17 protein-coding genes and 1 riboswitch are annotated in these 14,589 nt (G+C 42.0%); of the genes, 6 read left to right on the forward strand and 11 right to left on the reverse strand.

All coding sequences use genetic code 11. The features are described 5' to 3' along the window. Positions 1–89 precede the first annotated feature (89 nt). The 8 genes from QSV55_RS08300 to QSV55_RS08335 form a co-directional block, all read right to left on the reverse strand. Positions 90–221: a hypothetical protein gene (locus tag QSV55_RS08300; RefSeq protein WP_289649855.1), complete on the reverse strand. Its 132-nt coding sequence runs from the start codon at positions 219–221 to the stop codon at positions 90–92. Between the two features lie 16 nt (positions 222–237). Next, positions 238–1,089: a helix-turn-helix domain-containing protein gene (locus QSV55_RS08305; protein WP_289649856.1), complete on the reverse strand. Its 852-nt coding sequence runs from the start codon at positions 1,087–1,089 to the stop codon at positions 238–240. Positions 1,090–1,223: 134 nt separating this feature from the next. Next, positions 1,224–2,255: a zinc-binding dehydrogenase gene (locus QSV55_RS08310; protein ID WP_289649857.1), complete on the reverse strand. Its 1,032-nt coding sequence runs from the start codon at positions 2,253–2,255 to the stop codon at positions 1,224–1,226. A gap of 19 nt (positions 2,256–2,274) precedes the next feature. Continuing rightward, positions 2,275–3,543: a PTS galactitol transporter subunit IIC gene (locus QSV55_RS08315; protein WP_289649858.1), complete on the reverse strand. Its 1,269-nt coding sequence runs from the start codon at positions 3,541–3,543 to the stop codon at positions 2,275–2,277. Between the two features lie 21 nt (positions 3,544–3,564). Further along, positions 3,565–3,843: a PTS sugar transporter subunit IIB gene (locus QSV55_RS08320; protein WP_434784197.1), complete on the reverse strand. Its 279-nt coding sequence runs from the start codon at positions 3,841–3,843 to the stop codon at positions 3,565–3,567. A gap of 12 nt (positions 3,844–3,855) precedes the next feature. Further along, positions 3,856–4,302, reverse strand: coding sequence for a PTS sugar transporter subunit IIA (locus tag QSV55_RS08325; protein WP_289649859.1), 447 nt, complete (start codon positions 4,300–4,302; stop codon positions 3,856–3,858). A 13-nt stretch (positions 4,303–4,315) separates the two neighbouring features. Continuing rightward, entirely contained in the window at positions 4,316–6,346 is a 2,031-nt protein-coding gene (locus QSV55_RS08330) for a PTS sugar transporter subunit IIA (RefSeq protein ID WP_289649860.1), read from the reverse strand. A gap of 157 nt (positions 6,347–6,503) precedes the next feature. Next, positions 6,504–7,214: a transaldolase gene (locus QSV55_RS08335; protein WP_289649861.1), complete on the reverse strand. Its 711-nt coding sequence runs from the start codon at positions 7,212–7,214 to the stop codon at positions 6,504–6,506. Positions 7,215–7,330: 116 nt separating this feature from the next. Between QSV55_RS08335 and QSV55_RS08340 the strand changes: the two genes are divergently transcribed. From QSV55_RS08340 to QSV55_RS08355, 4 genes are all read left to right on the forward strand, one after another. Then, positions 7,331–7,624 carry a hypothetical protein gene (locus QSV55_RS08340; RefSeq protein WP_289649862.1) on the forward strand — a complete coding sequence of 98 codons (294 nt, stop codon included), beginning with the start codon at positions 7,331–7,333 and terminating at the stop codon, positions 7,622–7,624. A 40-nt stretch (positions 7,625–7,664) separates the two neighbouring features. Next, on the forward strand, positions 7,665–8,015 hold the full coding sequence (locus QSV55_RS08345) for a fluoride efflux transporter FluC (protein WP_289649863.1): 351 nt from the start codon (positions 7,665–7,667) through the stop codon (positions 8,013–8,015). Continuing rightward, positions 8,015–8,320: a fluoride efflux transporter FluC gene (locus tag QSV55_RS08350; RefSeq protein WP_289651067.1), complete on the forward strand. Its 306-nt coding sequence runs from the start codon at positions 8,015–8,017 to the stop codon at positions 8,318–8,320. Before QSV55_RS08345 ends, QSV55_RS08350 begins: the two co-directional genes overlap by 1 nt. An 83-nt stretch (positions 8,321–8,403) precedes the next feature. After that, positions 8,404–8,574: a hypothetical protein gene (locus QSV55_RS08355; RefSeq protein WP_289649864.1), complete on the forward strand. Its 171-nt coding sequence runs from the start codon at positions 8,404–8,406 to the stop codon at positions 8,572–8,574. Between the two features lie 35 nt (positions 8,575–8,609). Here the strand turns inward: QSV55_RS08355 and QSV55_RS08360 are convergent, their stop codons facing one another. The 3 genes from QSV55_RS08360 to metK form a co-directional block, all read right to left on the reverse strand. Continuing rightward, a complete protein-coding gene (locus tag QSV55_RS08360) occupies positions 8,610–9,449 on the reverse strand; it encodes an aldo/keto reductase (RefSeq protein ID WP_289649865.1) in 840 nt (279 codons plus the stop codon). A gap of 86 nt (positions 9,450–9,535) precedes the next feature. Then, the gene (locus QSV55_RS08365) at positions 9,536–10,453 is read right to left on the reverse strand and encodes a nuclease-related domain-containing protein (RefSeq protein WP_133451593.1); all 918 of its coding nucleotides are present in this window, start codon (positions 10,451–10,453) and stop codon (positions 9,536–9,538) included. Positions 10,454–10,653: 200 nt separating this feature from the next. Next, a complete protein-coding gene (metK, locus tag QSV55_RS08370; RefSeq protein ID WP_133451592.1) occupies positions 10,654–11,847 on the reverse strand; it encodes a methionine adenosyltransferase in 1,194 nt (397 codons plus the stop codon). 100 nt (positions 11,848–11,947) lie between these two features. After that, positions 11,948–12,047, reverse strand: a riboswitch (SAM riboswitch). A 189-nt stretch (positions 12,048–12,236) separates the two neighbouring features. Here metK and pckA point away from each other — a divergent pair. Together pckA and QSV55_RS08380 are read left to right on the forward strand one after the other, a co-directional pair. Then, entirely contained in the window at positions 12,237–13,820 is a 1,584-nt protein-coding gene (gene pckA, locus QSV55_RS08375) for a phosphoenolpyruvate carboxykinase (ATP) (protein WP_289649866.1), read from the forward strand. A gap of 416 nt (positions 13,821–14,236) precedes the next feature. Continuing rightward, positions 14,237–14,329 carry a type I toxin-antitoxin system Fst family toxin gene (locus tag QSV55_RS08380; RefSeq protein ID WP_289649867.1) on the forward strand — a complete coding sequence of 31 codons (93 nt, stop codon included), beginning with the start codon at positions 14,237–14,239 and terminating at the stop codon, positions 14,327–14,329. Positions 14,330–14,589: the final 260 nt, after the last annotated feature.

The raw sequence follows: 14,589 nt of genomic DNA on the forward strand, positions 1-14,589 counted from the left end.
CCTCCTGAATTCAGTCTTTTCTATCATACCCAAAAAAGCCCATAAAAAAAACCGAACCCCATAAAGAGTTCGGCTGAAAGAAGAGATGATTAGTGGACGTCAATATCTACTTTAATACCATATAACGGACTTGTAGCGTCATACACTGACGGGCCAGCAAAACCAAGAAGAACTGCCAATGTTGAGAAAGTTAAAAGTGCTTTTGAAAGATTTTTTTTCATAGTATATTCCTCCGCTTTATAAAAGATTATATTGTGTTAATTCTTGCTCATATAAATCAATTAAAACTGTATTGTTTTTCATCTTTGCAAGACCATAGCCTACACTGCATAAGTCACGATCTTTTTGTGAAATGATATTCATTTCTTGTTTTGCACCGCTTGCAAGATAAATCATATTATCGAGCAAGAAAAGGACATTATGCTTAATACAGATTTCAATACCTTCGTTAGCAATATCGAGGCAATCCTCAAATTTATCTTCAGACATTAAAAAAGTTGCATATTGATAATAAATTTTCGCAGCTGCCTCATTATATAAATGATTTTCATTTATAATATATCTTGCTTTTCGAATATGAGTTTCTGCCTTTTCAGGTTCTTTAGATTTTCTATAGAAAATCGCTAAAGAGTTATGGATACTTGCTTCAAGCTCATTATCCTGATACTTGATCGGATTTTCCAGTAATTCTTCAAGCATCTTGATGGCAATTTCTAAATCCGGCTTCGTATAGCCTGCACATACGGCTTTGACCCACGTCAGATAGCGATGCTCGTATTCGGTCAGCACTGTCTGCAGCTGGGCATCGACGAAGACTTCAAGTGTCTCAAATTCTTTCGATTCTAAATAATCTTCACATATTTTCTTGCCGCGTATCGTATTATTGACAGGTTCCACACCAAAGAAATAATCCATACTGACATTCAGTCGACGCGCTATTTGATAGAGTGTTTCTGAACTCGGCATAATTTCATTTTTCTCGATTCTACTGACCTGACTTTGTGTACAGATATTTTTAGCAAGATCGGCTTGTGTCATTCTGAGTTCTTTTCTTCTGGATAAGACTTTATCCCCGATCTTTGAGGCCACAAGATTCCTCCTTTAGTGTAATTATCTGGCTTACTTATAATATAACCTACTCATAATCATCATGCAATACTTCATAATCAGAAAATTGTATTTATTACAAAAATAAACCGGCTGTTTTATCAACAGCCGGTTTATTATGACTCGATTAATACTTTCATTTCTGTGCCTGCCATGACCGCTTCAAATCCTTGCTGAAAATCTTCCAGGCTAAACTTACTCGTAATCATTCTATCAGCATCAATAGAACCATCACTGAGTAGTTTCAGAGCTATCGGCCATGAAGAAGGTTTTTGTGAACGACATCCAACGTAATTGATTTCCCGCTGTATAATCGCATTAGTATCAATAGGTGTTATAGCATCTTTAAAGATGCCTACCTGAACAAACGTCCCTTTTTTCTTGATAAGTGGCAGTGCCTCATTCACTGCAGGTATAGCACCTGTACAATCGAACACTTTGTCAGGACCTTTCCCCTGTGTCTCTAGGTCCAAAATAGCTTTCAAACTTTCTTTCATGGTGTCAACTGTCAGATCAACACCAATCTCTCTAGCAAACTCAAGTCGGTGCGCATCCGCCGTAATTCCAGTCATAACGACCTTTGCCCCTTGCGCTTTTACAACTTGTGCGAGCAGCAAGCCAATCGGTCCAGGCCCGAGAATAAGAATGACATCTGTCGGTTCAATCGATGTTTTTTCGAGGGCGGCATGTACAACACAAGCTACAGGTTCTGCTAAAGCCCCCGCTTCAAAAGAAACATTATCCGGAAGAATGTGAATACTTTCTTCTCGACTGATGACGAATTCAGCCATCGATCCATTCTGTTGAGTACCTATTCCCTTGCGATAAGGACATAGATTATAATCTTTTGTTTGACAATATTCGCATTCGCCGCATGTTTCAAAAGTTGTTTCAGAGGTCACTCGATCACCTATTTTAACTTTAGTGACATCAGGTCCCACTTCAACTACTTCTCCTGAGAACTCATGTCCGAGGACTAAAGGTAATCGTGCGTTTGCATATTCTCCTTTATAAGTATGGATATCAGTCCCGCAGATCCCTGTAAACTTGACTTTAATTTTTACCAGGTCTCCTTTTACTTCAGGTGAAGCAATTTCTTGAACTGACATCTGATTATATCCCTGTTCACTTTTTAAAGCTGCTTTCATATTTGCCATCTCCTATATTTTAAATACCTTGTAATAGTTGTCCTGCTTTAAGTGCCAACCAGTTCAACAGGTTACCACCCGTATCCAAGTTAGAGACTTGTGTCGCACCTTTAGGCATGTCAAACTTTGCACTTTCTAGCATAGCGGTAAATGTTGGAGCGAAATCTGTTGCCATGTATAAAGAAAAAGCAATAACAATAGTGCCGACAATGACAGAATGAATAATATTTCCTTTATTAAATCCAACAATGAATGCCACCAAGAAAGGAATAGTCGCCAAGTCACCAAAAGGAAGAACTGCATTTCCCGGTAAGATGACTGCTAGTAATAAAGTGATAGGTACTAAAATTAATGCTGTAGACATTACAGCCGGGTGTCCTACTGCAAGAGCGGCATCAAGACCGATATATAAGTCGCGTCCTTCATAACGTTTTTGCAGCCAGTCACGTGCCGCTTCAGAAATAGGTATAAGACCTTCCATCAGAATCTTAACCATACGTGGTAACAGGAACATAACTGCTGCCATTGAGATACCGGTATTCAGAATTTTACCGAAATCAAAACCTGCTAATGCGCCAATTGCCAAACCAAGTATAAAGCCCATCATCATTGGCTCTCCGAAGATACCGAAACGTTTCTGAATATTTTCAGGATCTGCTTTTAATTTGTCGTACCCTGGTATTTTATGAAGAATCCAGCTCACTGCGTATCCAAGTGGAACAAATGAGATAGTTGAAGCAGTCGGCAATGAGATGCCCTCAAGTCCATAAAACTTTTCTACCATAGGCTGTGTTTTATCTGCAATAATTAAAACAACAATCTGCATCACAATTGCCAGGAAGATTGCAACAAACCAATTGTTAGTTAGAACATATCCAGTTGCACCAGCCGCAATGAAATGCCAGTAATTCCAAATATCTATATTGAGCGTTTTTGTCACTTTAAGTCCAATTAATATAATATTGACTATCAAACAGAGAGGTAGAAGAAGAGCCGCCACAGGAGAAGCAAAAGAAATAGCTGCTGCTGCTGGCCATCCAGCATCAATCACTGTCAGATTCAAGCCAAATCGATCAACCATCGCCTTCGCTGCGGGTCCAAGTGATCCGGTCAGCACACCTAGCACCAGGTTAATACCGACAAAACCGATACCAATTGTCAAACCTGCTTTGAATGCTTTTGTAAAGCCCGTCTTAAAAAACAATCCAATAAGCGTAATAGCTATCGGCAGAATAACAGTAGGTCCTAAATTCAGGATATACTGCATACCATCCATTAATTTGTCCATCCCCATCACCTACACTTAAATTTATTTTTGAAGTTCATCTAAAATCTTCTGGTCAAGCTTATCCATGCCGATTCCCGTGATATAAGCGGTAGCGACAATGGCAGGAATATCATATGTTGTCGGAAGAATAGTCGTTGAGACGATTAAATCTGCATCTGCTTGCTTGCCTTTAACTTCTGCAATCTTACATTGTTCTACTTGGGCATCAATTTGATGTTCCTTTATTAAATTCTCCACTTTATTAGTTACGACTGTTGATGTTGCGATACCTGCTCCACATGCTACTAATACTTTTTTCATTGTTATTTCCTCCTAAAATTTCTCGATAATTTTTTGAATTGATGTTGCCTGGTGAATGTCACTGATAAAATTCTGATCCTGTAGTTTTGCCATTAAGTCTTGCAGAACTTCCAACTGTGCGTGAGGTTCATTTAATCCGAGTACAAATACAATACTGACTGCTGTATCAGCTGACGGATCATCCATTCTTCTAAACTTGATTGGCTCTTTCAGTGTATAGATTGCGATGAATTGTTTCAGAACGTACTCAGGATCAGTATGAGGAATGGCTATATTCAAGTTTCCTACTTCCAATCCTGTTGGAAAGCTTTTTTCTCGTTCTGCAATTTTTTCTTCAAACTGCTCTGTGATATATCCAGACTTCAGTGCTTCTTGCTGGATATGACTGAATAGTTCTTCTTTAGAACTAAAACTTTGATGATGAAAAATTAATGCTTCATGCAAAAAGGGTTGTAACATCTTGACACGTCCTTTATTTAAAACTTGTTAATAACTCATAAATTTTCAACTTATCTGTAGAAGACTGTAATTGATCAAGAACATGGTCATTCTCAGCAATCTTAATAAGTTGGAGTACACTATCCAGATGAGATTCTTTATCTTTTGCAGCTAGTACAGCTATAAAATAAATCTCACCATAAGCGGTCACTAGCGGCTGGTTAAGCTTCAGAAAACTTAATCCTAAGCCATGGGACCCGTTATTGATATCACTATGAGGCAGCGCAATTTTCATACGTAACAGTATATGCGGTTCAATTGCCTGGTATTCCTCTTTCATACTATCGATATAGTGTTGGCTGATAATATTCTTCTCGAGTAGAGGCTGGGATGCTATAGTGATTGCTTCATGAAAATCTGCTACCCGCTCTACAACCTGTATGCTATCAGGCAGTAATGTAGTCTCAAGACCTTTAGCAAAGTTTGAAGGCGCCGATATAATCTTTCCATCTGAAAAGTAATGGATCAATGCATCTTTTAAACCCTTTTCATCATGGATATCTGCAAATTTCCTGATTAGCTCAAATACCTTATCAGAATTGAATTCTATATCCGGCAAATCGTAAAGTTGACTGATAATACGTCTCCTCAGCTTCAATCGTTCTTCACCAGATTGCAGATCGCCTATCATGATCAAATTCAGATCAGTCTGTAAAGGGACTTGAGAGAATACGAAATCATAATGATACTGACTTTGATTAAATTCTCGCACAGACATAGAGCGCTCAAAATAAATTTCCGGTAGCAACTTAATGAGTATGCTTTCCAAAAGACTGGAGATGGTAATCCCGTTCGGACAGACGACTACGGCCTTTTTGACGGTTGTCTGGACCACTTCTTGTGTATCAATTAAGTTTCCACCAAAAAATAATGTAATCAACATCATTTCTTCTCTTGGAATCTCACATTCCAAGTAAGTCTCAAGAGGCTTGAAGCTTTCATTTACAAGATTGAACAATGTTTCATATTTATCATCCAGCTCTGCAAGATGACGATAATTTGTTGTCAAATTATATTTAATCCTGAAATAAGCCGGTTTAATATGCGTATATAGTTTTTCAGATAATTGTTGTTTATCTTGTAGATTGATACAGGCCAACTTTTCAAAATTAATAACGCATCTTGAGATTATTTCTTTAAGTTCAGGTAAACTAGCATCTGTGATTGATTTAGAACGTATAGGCGTAGAAAGCAACCTGAGCGCTATATACATCTTGACCTTGTCATCCAGATTTTGATCAGCTAAGAGTATTTCTGATGCTTCAAACTCTTTAGTGTCTGAGATGCCTGTGTAATCAATGAAAAATTCTTTATCGTTCGTCTGATGTTTATTGACACGGCGTAAAATGGCATAAACATGATAAGGTAATTGGTCGAAGTAACTATCTGCAAATTTCCGTTCTAATACTTGTTCAACAATATCCAGTTTTTCAACCATGGTATCAATATCTTCCTGCACCAGCTCCATTGTTTTCAGTAGCAGAAGATTCAACTCATAGACTTCATTAATCTCATTGATGGCTTTAAACAACAGGTTCCTGATCTCTGTTTCATCGCCCACTATCCTATAACCCTCTGTTCTTGTATACATCACTTCAAGTCCATAGTCTGCGAGCTTTTTCCCTAAGGTCTTCAAATCTCTGATTATCGTATTTTTACTGACATCAAATAACTGTGAGAAATGTTCAAGTGAAACATATTCCTGTGCACAGGAGATGTATATATAAAGGAGTGTTGTTCTTTCATTTTCATTAGTGATATAGGATTCTGAAACGTCTTTTGTTTCTATTACAACTTTATTTTTAGTGAATTCAGTTAAACTATATCGTCCTTTCTCCTTCTCTACTTCATCCATCCCATTATCTATCAGCCAGTTATTCAATTTATTTAATGCATAATCTACTTGTCTTCTTGAAATGTTCAATTTTTTTTGTAAGTCAACATTCGAAACACCGGGAGAAAAAATCAGAACTTCCAATAGAGTACGAGATCTCGTGTCAAGCAAATAATCGCCTCCCTGTTATTTATTATAAATGTAGCACTTCAGAAAATGTATACGCTTTCAAACCCAATGATGTAAATGCACATTTACAAAATGTGAATAAAGCATTTAAAACTCCAAACAAAAAGACCTGGCTATTGCCAGGTCTCGAAATATTAAATTAGAGGATAGCTAGGCCGCTTGTCTTGATGTCTTTCGCGAAGCCTTTGACTGTGTCTACTGATAATTCGTTGATGTCACGGCCGATGTTCGGCAGTTTCTTCACGACGTCACCTGGACAGGTGATGATATCACAGCCGATCTCATCTGCCTGAATGACATTATACAGTTCACGGCAGCTTGCCCAGAGTAGTTTGACGCCTGCTTTACTGTGGCAGACTTCCACCGCTTCTTTCATGAGCGGCATTGGATCGACGCCGGTGTCAGCGATTCGTCCTGCGAAGACTGATACATAAGTCGGTACGCCTTCTTTTACAGCGTCGACGATTTCTTTCACCTGTTCGATGGTATAGACCGCAGTGACGTTTAACTGAACATTTTCAGCTGATAGTTCTTTGATTAACGGGATAAGGGATTCACCTTGTGTATTGACAACCGGAATCTTGACGAAAACATTCTTGCCGTAGTTCATCAGAATTTCTGCTTCTTTACGCATGGTCTCCATATCATCAGCGAACACTTCGAATGAGATAGATGCATCCGGAATGGCATTGACTGCATCCTCAGCGAACTGTTTGTAATCCTTGATGCCTGCTTTAGCCATTAAGGATGGGTTCGTTGTGAAGCCATCCACTTCTTTATTCTGATACGCTGATTTCATCTGTTCGATATCTGCACCATCTGCAAATACTTCTACCTTTAAGTCTCTCATCTTCATTTCCTCCTAGCACTTTAGTCAACCTCACTATAAAGCTTCTAAAATACAAATACAAGCAAGATGCTATATGCTAAAATAAGCCTATACTAATTTTTCAGAGGAGTATGAATATGAAGCAATCACGTCGCTATTTTATTATATCTGTTGTTCTGGTCGTTCTGAGTATGCTGCTCAGCGTGAAGAATCCCCTGCTCAGTCAGCTCTTCGGTTCAGTGACTTCAATCATTCTGTTTTCAGGTCTGGTCAATGCCATTCTATTGATTATCAGTGTCATCATGCTCGACCGTTATATGAAGCATCCTGAGGCAACATTTCAGTCCGCAGCTAAGATCTGGCAGTTCGTCATCCTGGCTGTCATTATTTATCACTTGATCAGCGGCATGCTGCTGTTCGGTATTATTTAAGATTGTACAGGTGTACAGTCTTTTTTGATGGAGGTTCGGCATGAAATATCTATATGTAGGTGTTTTCGCATTTATCGGTGCCATACTACGCTACAGCCTGACACTGCTCACGGGCGATGCTTCTTATCTGGGGACGCTGACTGTCAACCTTATAGGTGCATTTCTACTCGCATTTTCAGCCAGTTATCCCTTTGACAATCAGAATCTTAAAGTCGGCCTGACTTCAGGGATGCTTGGCAGTTTCACGACCTTCTCCACTTTCAGCGCGGATAGTATCCATCTGCTGGAAACACAGCTGTCACTAGGCTTATGCTATATCATCTTGACGATGGCGGGCGGCCTCCTGCTGAGTTATCTCGGTCTGAGAGCTGGGAGGCGACTGTTTTGCTGATGGTCGGTCTGGGTGCTGTATTCGGCGCCGTCATACGTGTCTATCTCAGTCAGTTCAACGGCCGCTTTCCGTGGATGACCTTACTGATCAATACAGCAGGGTCATTGATGCTCGGTCTTCTCTCGCACTTGGACACCGTCTATCTCTTCTTCGGCACCGGTATGATGGGCGGTTTCACGACATTTTCGACCTTTGCCCTGGAAAGTGTGCAGCTGTTTGACAAGGATCGGCTGAAGTCTATTCAATATATTGCCCTCTCCGTCAGTCTGCCGCTGCTCGCTTATCTGACAGGCTGGCTGATCTGATTATTTTTATTTTCTCTGAGAATCAGGCTATATCATTCCCCAATACGGGTAGAGATTATAAACAGAGTGAAAGGATGAGAAGCATGGCTGAAGATCAGACAGAGAAGACCCTCCGAGAATTGGATGAACATATTGAGGAGACCGGCATCAAATATAGAGATACACAGGGACATACTAAAGAAGCAGCGCCGGGTGTCGTGCAGAGCGGCGCAGACAGCATCAAGACGACGCCTAGTGTCAACGGCGACAAATAAAAATGTCGAGTATCGTTACGATACTCGACATTTTTTTAGTGACCGTTATATTCAGCTGGATCCGGCCCGTTACGGCGGTCTTCATTCAGCTGATCCAGTTCATAGAGGTCTTCTTCAGTCAGTTCGAAATCAAAGACATTCAAGTTCTCTTCGATCCGGCTCGGTGTCACTGATTTCGGAATGATCACGACATCCTTTTCAATGTTCCAGCGGATGATGATCTGAGCCGGTGACTTGCCGTGTTTCTCGGCGATATCCATGACCACTTCATTGGTCAGAATCTCACCGTTCATCAGTGGCGACCATGATTCCGCGACAATGAACTTCTCTTTCATATAGTCACGCAGCGCCTGCTGATTCAGGTAAGGTGTGAACTCCACCTGGTTGATGACCGGTTTCACAGATGCCTCTTCCAGTAAGCGCTCCAGATGTTCGATGTTGAAGTTGCTGACACCGATATTACGTACTTTGCCGTCGTTATATAGTTTCTCGAGGCCCTTCCAGCTGTCAATATAGAGCTGGGTATCCTGTCCCGGCCAGTGCAGCAGATAAAGATCGACATAATCGAGGCCGAGGCGGTCCAGTGATGCCTGATAGGCAGCCTGTGCCTCTTCGTAGCCGTAGTCATCCAGCCATAGTTTAGTCGTGATGAATAAGTCAGCGCGGCTGATACCTGCCGCTTCTATACCCTGGCGGATACCTTCACCCACTGACTGCTCGTTATCATAGATACGAGCTGTATCGATGCTTCTATAACCTGACACAATGGCATGCTTGACTGCTTCTACCAGTTCCTGTCCTTCTTCTATACGGAAAGTACCGAGGCCGACCTTCGGCATCGTATTGCCATTATGAAATGTGACTGTCTGTTCCATCTTCCAACACTCCTTCATTCATGATTAATCATCTATACCCCTTCAGGGCCGCTATTAAAACAAGGAGGTCATCAAGACCTCCTTGTCTACGGGTTCAACCGTTCTATTTCATCCAGCATATGTGCCAGTTCCTCTACAGAATACTGGAAGCGGCCATGGAAAACGTATTTCTCGAAGAATGTTTCCAGCTCGTCTTCACCGACGATGACCTTGACATTCTTATCACGAGAATAATTATCCATTGTTCCTGCATCATGTCCCTCTTTATTGAAATACATGATAGGGGTCACCGGATATTGCAGGTGCAATGTCTCCTGCAGCAGCTCGGCATGACGCTTCAAGTCCGCGATATTCTGATTCAGCGATTTGAAGTAGACGACGTCACGGTCGGCATCACGTTCCATCGCGATAGTGTGTTCGATATATTTATCCAGGTCAAGCAGACTGAAGACGTGCTCGAACATCGGGTCCACTGAAAACTGTGACTGATCGACGCCGTGATAAATATGCCCTTTCCAGTAATAAGACTCGAGCAGATAAACGCCGGTGCGTGTCATGACGAGATGGGCGAGTCGTTCTGTCCGCTTTAAATCACGGCCAGGCAGGAAGATATTAGCCAGCACATGCATATCTTCCGGACGGATGCGTTCATTGCGCACGAGACGATCCTTCAGCTGGATTAATGTGAAGTCAGTCAGATATTCTCCGCCGTCTTTTGTCAGCAGCTTCAGACTGTCAATCTGTGTCGCCTTCTCCGACAGCTGATGATTCAGGTCTTGACGTTCAGCGTCGAAGGCTTCCGCCTGCGCTGCCTGTTCTTTAGCAGCCTGTTCTTCAAGCGACGCGGCTAAGGACCGGCGCTCTGATTCATGACGTGCTGCCAGCTCTTCCTGTTCACGTTTACGTTTTGCGTTTGACATCAGCCAGAGCACAAGAAATACAAGTGCCAGTACAGCAAGTGCAATCAGCCCATAATGCAGGGGGGTTAATTCAGATAAGTTCATAGATCTTCTCCTTCTTTATTGTCTTATTCATATTATAAAGAAGTTCAGCGGGAAGTTCAGTAATTTTCATAGATAAATGAGCAGAGACTTGCACATAAAAACTGCTTTCATCATTAAAAAGTTATTTTTACACTGGACCGATCTACTCATTTCACAAAAATAGACAGGAAGCCTCTGCTCCCTGTCTTTATAATCGTCTATTATTTCGCTAAAGCTGCTTTCAGTGCCTCTGCTTTATCTGTCTGTTCCCAAGGCAGTTCAACGTCTGTACGACCGAAATGGCCGTATGCTGCTGTCTGCTTGTAGATCGGACGACGCAGGTCAAGCATCTTGATGATACCTGCCGGGCGTAAGTCGAATGTGCTGCGGACTGCTTCCACCAGTTCTACTTCAGAATAGTCGCTTGTACCGAACGTATCCACTGAGATTGAAACCGGATGTGCGACCCCGATTGCATAGGCAAGCTGAACTTCTGCTTTATCTGCAAGGCCGGCTGCTACGATGTTCTTCGCAACGTAACGTGCTGCGTATGCGCCTGAACGGTCAACTTTCGTTGCATCCTTACCAGAGAATGCACCGCCACCGTGACGCGCATAGCCACCGTAAGTATCCACAATGATCTTACGGCCTGTTAAACCGGCATCCCCTTGCGGTCCACCGATAACGAAACGGCCAGTCGGGTTGATGAAGTACTTCGTTTCCTCATCGATTAATTCAGCCGGCACAACTGGTTTGATGACATGTTCTTTAATGTCAGCCTGAATCTGCTCAAGCTCGATTTTCTCGTGGTGCTGAGAAGAGATGACGATAGTATCCACACGTTTAGGCTTGTTGTTCTCATCATACTCAACCGTTACCTGTGTCTTACCGTCCGGACGTAAGTAGTCAAGCGTACCGTTCTTACGTACTTCTGTTAAGCGGCGTGCAAGTTCGTGTGAAAGTGAAATCGGCAGCGGCATCAAGCTCTCTGTTTCGTTGCAGGCAAAACCAAACATTAAGCCTTGGTCGCCGGCACCGATAGATTCGATGTCTGAATCCGATAAGTCTTCACGGTCTTCAAGCGCACGGTCTACACCTTGTGCGATGTCAGGTGACTGCTCGTCAATCGCTGTCAATACAGCCATCGTCTGATAGTCATAACCGAATTTTGCGCGGGTATAACCGATCTCTTTAACTGTTTCACGCACGACTTTCGGGATATCAACGTAAGTAGAAGTCGTGATCTCACCGGCGATCAGTGCCATACCTGTCGTCACTGATGTCTCACATGCCACACGTGCTTTCGGGTCTCCTGTCAAAATAGCGTCTAAAATTGCGTCAGAAATCTGGTCCGCAATTTTATCCGGGTGTCCTTCTGTTACTGATTCAGAAGTAAATAATTTACGATCTGCCATAGATAATTCTCCTTTTATATATATGATTACGGTTCAATCCATAGAAAAAAGCCTTTCCCTACAGTTAAGAGAGAAAGGCTCGACAATACAAGTCCATTCACTCTTATCGTTCAGATGAGATCTGCAAACGGTTTGGCACCTTACTCAAAAGGTTGCTGGGCTTCAAAGGGTCCATGTCCCTCCACCACTCTGGATAAGAGAATCCGCAAGTAAGATAATACTAAACTTTGTGTAAACCGTCAACATGTTTAACTAAAAACTCAAAATGTACTATTTTTATGAATTTTCTAACATTAAATATGTGAGATGGCATATGATTTTCATTATGCTATACTAATGAGTGAAAATGCTTACATCAGCATATCAATCATCTAATGGGGGATTATTAAATGAATGAAAATTACGTGGCAGAAATCAATCAGCTGCTGGAAAAACCGTCTACACTGAAACAGTTATCACGTACACAGTTAATCAACGAAATTATTCAGAATAACGAAGGGGAACTGACTGAGTCAGGCGCCATCCGCACTGAAACCGGTAAATATACAGGCCGTTCACCGAAAGACCGTTTCATCGTGCGTGAAGCAGAGACGGAAGATAAGATCGACTGGGGTGCTGTCAACCAGCCGATTGAAGAGGAAGTCTTCCTGAAGTTAGTCGATAAAGTGCTGAACTATTTAAATAACAAGGAAAAAGTCTATGTCTTCAACGGCTATGCCGGCGCAAGTAAAGCCTCACAGTTAAAATTACAGGTTATCAACGAACTCGCTTGGCATAATATGTTTGCCCGTACCATGTTCATCCGTCCTGAAACAAAAGAGGAAGGCCTGGCTATTGATCCTGAATTCACGATCATCTCTGCCCCTCACTTCAAGGCAGACCCGGCAGTAGATGGCACAAAATCAGAAACCTTCATCATTACAAGCTTCAAACATAAGATCATCCTGATCGGCGGAACTGAATATGCCGGCGAAATGAAAAAAGGGATCTTCGGTGTCATGAACTACTACCTGCCGGTGCAAGGCATCATGAGTATGCACTGTTCAGCGAACGTCGGTGAGAATAAGGACGTTGCCCTCTTCTTCGGTTTATCAGGTACAGGTAAAACCACATTATCAGCAGACCCACAGCGTAAACTGATCGGTGACGATGAGCACGGCTGGAACGATGAAGGGGTCTTCAATATCGAAGGTGGCTGCTATGCCAAAACGATTGATCTGACACGTGAGAAAGAACCGCAGATCTACGATGCCATCCGTTACGGCGCTATCCTTGAGAACGTCAAAGTGGAAGAAGACGGGACACCTGACTATTCTGATAAATCTCTGACAGAAAACACACGTGCCGCTTATCCAATTGATAACATCGACAATATCGTCCTGCCGTCTTATGCAGGACATGCTAAAACAATCATCTTCTTAACAGCAGATGCATTCGGTGTACTTCCTCCAATCTCTAAATTAACCAAAGAACAATCGATGTATCACTTCTTAAGTGGCTTCACATCTAAACTTGCCGGAACAGAACGCGGCGTCACAAGCCCGCAGCCGGTATTCTCAACATGTTTCGGTTCACCATTCTTGCCACTGCATGCCACTGTATATGCGAACATGTTAGGTGACCTGATCGACAAGCACGGCGTCAAAGTCTACTTGGTCAACACAGGCTGGACAGGCGGCGAATACGGCGTCGGCAGCCGGATGAACCTGAAATATACACGTTCCATGATCCGTCGTGCCATCAGCGGCGGCCTTGAAGATGTTGAATATGTCCAGGATGATATCTTCGGCTTAAACATTCCGAAGTCAGTGCCTGGTGTTCCTTCTGAGCTGCTCCTGCCTCGTAACACATGGGTATCAGATGATGCCTATGACGAGACAGCTACAAAACTGGCGAAAATGTTCCAGGAGAACTTCAAGCAGTTCGAATCACCGGAAATCGAAGAAAAAGGCGGCTTCAAATACCGCGGATAATAGAGATAACCCCCTTCACTGTAATGGTCAGTGAAGGGGGTTTTTTATAGCAAGTATTCCGAGACTTGGTGCAATTACTTGTTTTTGCACCAGCTTTCCCTGAGACTTGGTGCAATTACTTGTTTTTGCACCAGTTTTCCCTCTCTTTTAATGTCTGAAGTTCTTCCCTGTCTTTATCACGCTTTTATTTTAATAATTGTTTCTTTTTTTCTTCAAAGGCTTGAATTTCTTTTTCATAATCAATATTAGTCATCGTATATCCTCCTGATGTTTATCGTTATCCTTATTATGTCACTAGTCTTTACATGGTAAAAAGAATAAGGTAGGTCACCTAGAAGAAATAAAAGCAATTCGGTATAATGAGTAAGCCGTCTTTACTTCCATAGGCGAGATCTTATGGAAGGAGGTGGACAACTATGGAAATCTTAATTGTTAACGTAATTGCGCCATTGTATGTGGGCGTAGCACTTGCGTTGTTTTCTCACTGGTTACTGGTTAGATCAACGTAAGGATTAAGACGGCATACCAGCACCTAAAAACCCCCTGCCTGTTCCAGCAGTCAGGGGGTTCGGTGTTTCTATGGAAATCTTAATTGTTAACTACATTATATCTCATTCAGTTCTCTTTGTAAAACTAATCAGTGACATAGACATACTTCATAGCATGTTTGAAAATCCTCAGTTCCTTACCTTCATCTGTTTTGATGTAAATCTCATATTTTGCGCCAAATAAATATGTTCCAGTCACAGCTTTGCCATCAAGAAAAACA

Origin of the sequence: Macrococcus bovicus (assembly GCF_030376725.1) — a bacterium.
Lineage (GTDB): Bacteria > Bacillota > Bacilli > Staphylococcales > Staphylococcaceae > Macrococcus > Macrococcus bovicus.

Bases quoted from the DNA above. Each gene is read 5' to 3' on its own strand.
- QSV55_RS08380 (WP_289649867.1), top strand. From the start codon at position 14,237: ATGGAAATCTTAATTGTTAACGTAATTGCGCCATTGTATGTGGGCGTA.
- pckA (WP_289649866.1), top strand. From the start codon at position 12,237: ATGAATGAAAATTACGTGGCAGAAATCAATCAGCTGCTGGAAAAACCG.
- metK (WP_133451592.1), bottom strand. From the start codon at position 11,847: ATGGCAGATCGTAAATTATTTACTTCTGAATCAGTAACAGAAGGACAC.
- QSV55_RS08365 (WP_133451593.1), bottom strand. From the start codon at position 10,453: ATGAACTTATCTGAATTAACCCCCCTGCATTATGGGCTGATTGCACTT.
- QSV55_RS08340 (WP_289649862.1), top strand. From the start codon at position 7,331: ATGAAGCAATCACGTCGCTATTTTATTATATCTGTTGTTCTGGTCGTT.
- QSV55_RS08320 (WP_434784197.1), bottom strand. From the start codon at position 3,843: ATGAAAAAAGTATTAGTAGCATGTGGAGCAGGTATCGCAACATCAACA.
- QSV55_RS08335 (WP_289649861.1), bottom strand. From the start codon at position 7,214: ATGAGAGACTTAAAGGTAGAAGTATTTGCAGATGGTGCAGATATCGAA.
- QSV55_RS08325 (WP_289649859.1), bottom strand. From the start codon at position 4,302: ATGTTACAACCCTTTTTGCATGAAGCATTAATTTTTCATCATCAAAGT.
- QSV55_RS08355 (WP_289649864.1), top strand. From the start codon at position 8,404: ATGGCTGAAGATCAGACAGAGAAGACCCTCCGAGAATTGGATGAACAT.
- QSV55_RS08345 (WP_289649863.1), top strand. From the start codon at position 7,665: ATGAAATATCTATATGTAGGTGTTTTCGCATTTATCGGTGCCATACTA.
- QSV55_RS08315 (WP_289649858.1), bottom strand. From the start codon at position 3,543: ATGGACAAATTAATGGATGGTATGCAGTATATCCTGAATTTAGGACCT.
- QSV55_RS08300 (WP_289649855.1), bottom strand. From the start codon at position 221: ATGAAAAAAAATCTTTCAAAAGCACTTTTAACTTTCTCAACATTGGCA.
- QSV55_RS08360 (WP_289649865.1), bottom strand. From the start codon at position 9,449: ATGGAACAGACAGTCACATTTCATAATGGCAATACGATGCCGAAGGTC.
- QSV55_RS08310 (WP_289649857.1), bottom strand. From the start codon at position 2,255: ATGAAAGCAGCTTTAAAAAGTGAACAGGGATATAATCAGATGTCAGTT.
- QSV55_RS08350 (WP_289651067.1), top strand. From the start codon at position 8,015: ATGGTCGGTCTGGGTGCTGTATTCGGCGCCGTCATACGTGTCTATCTC.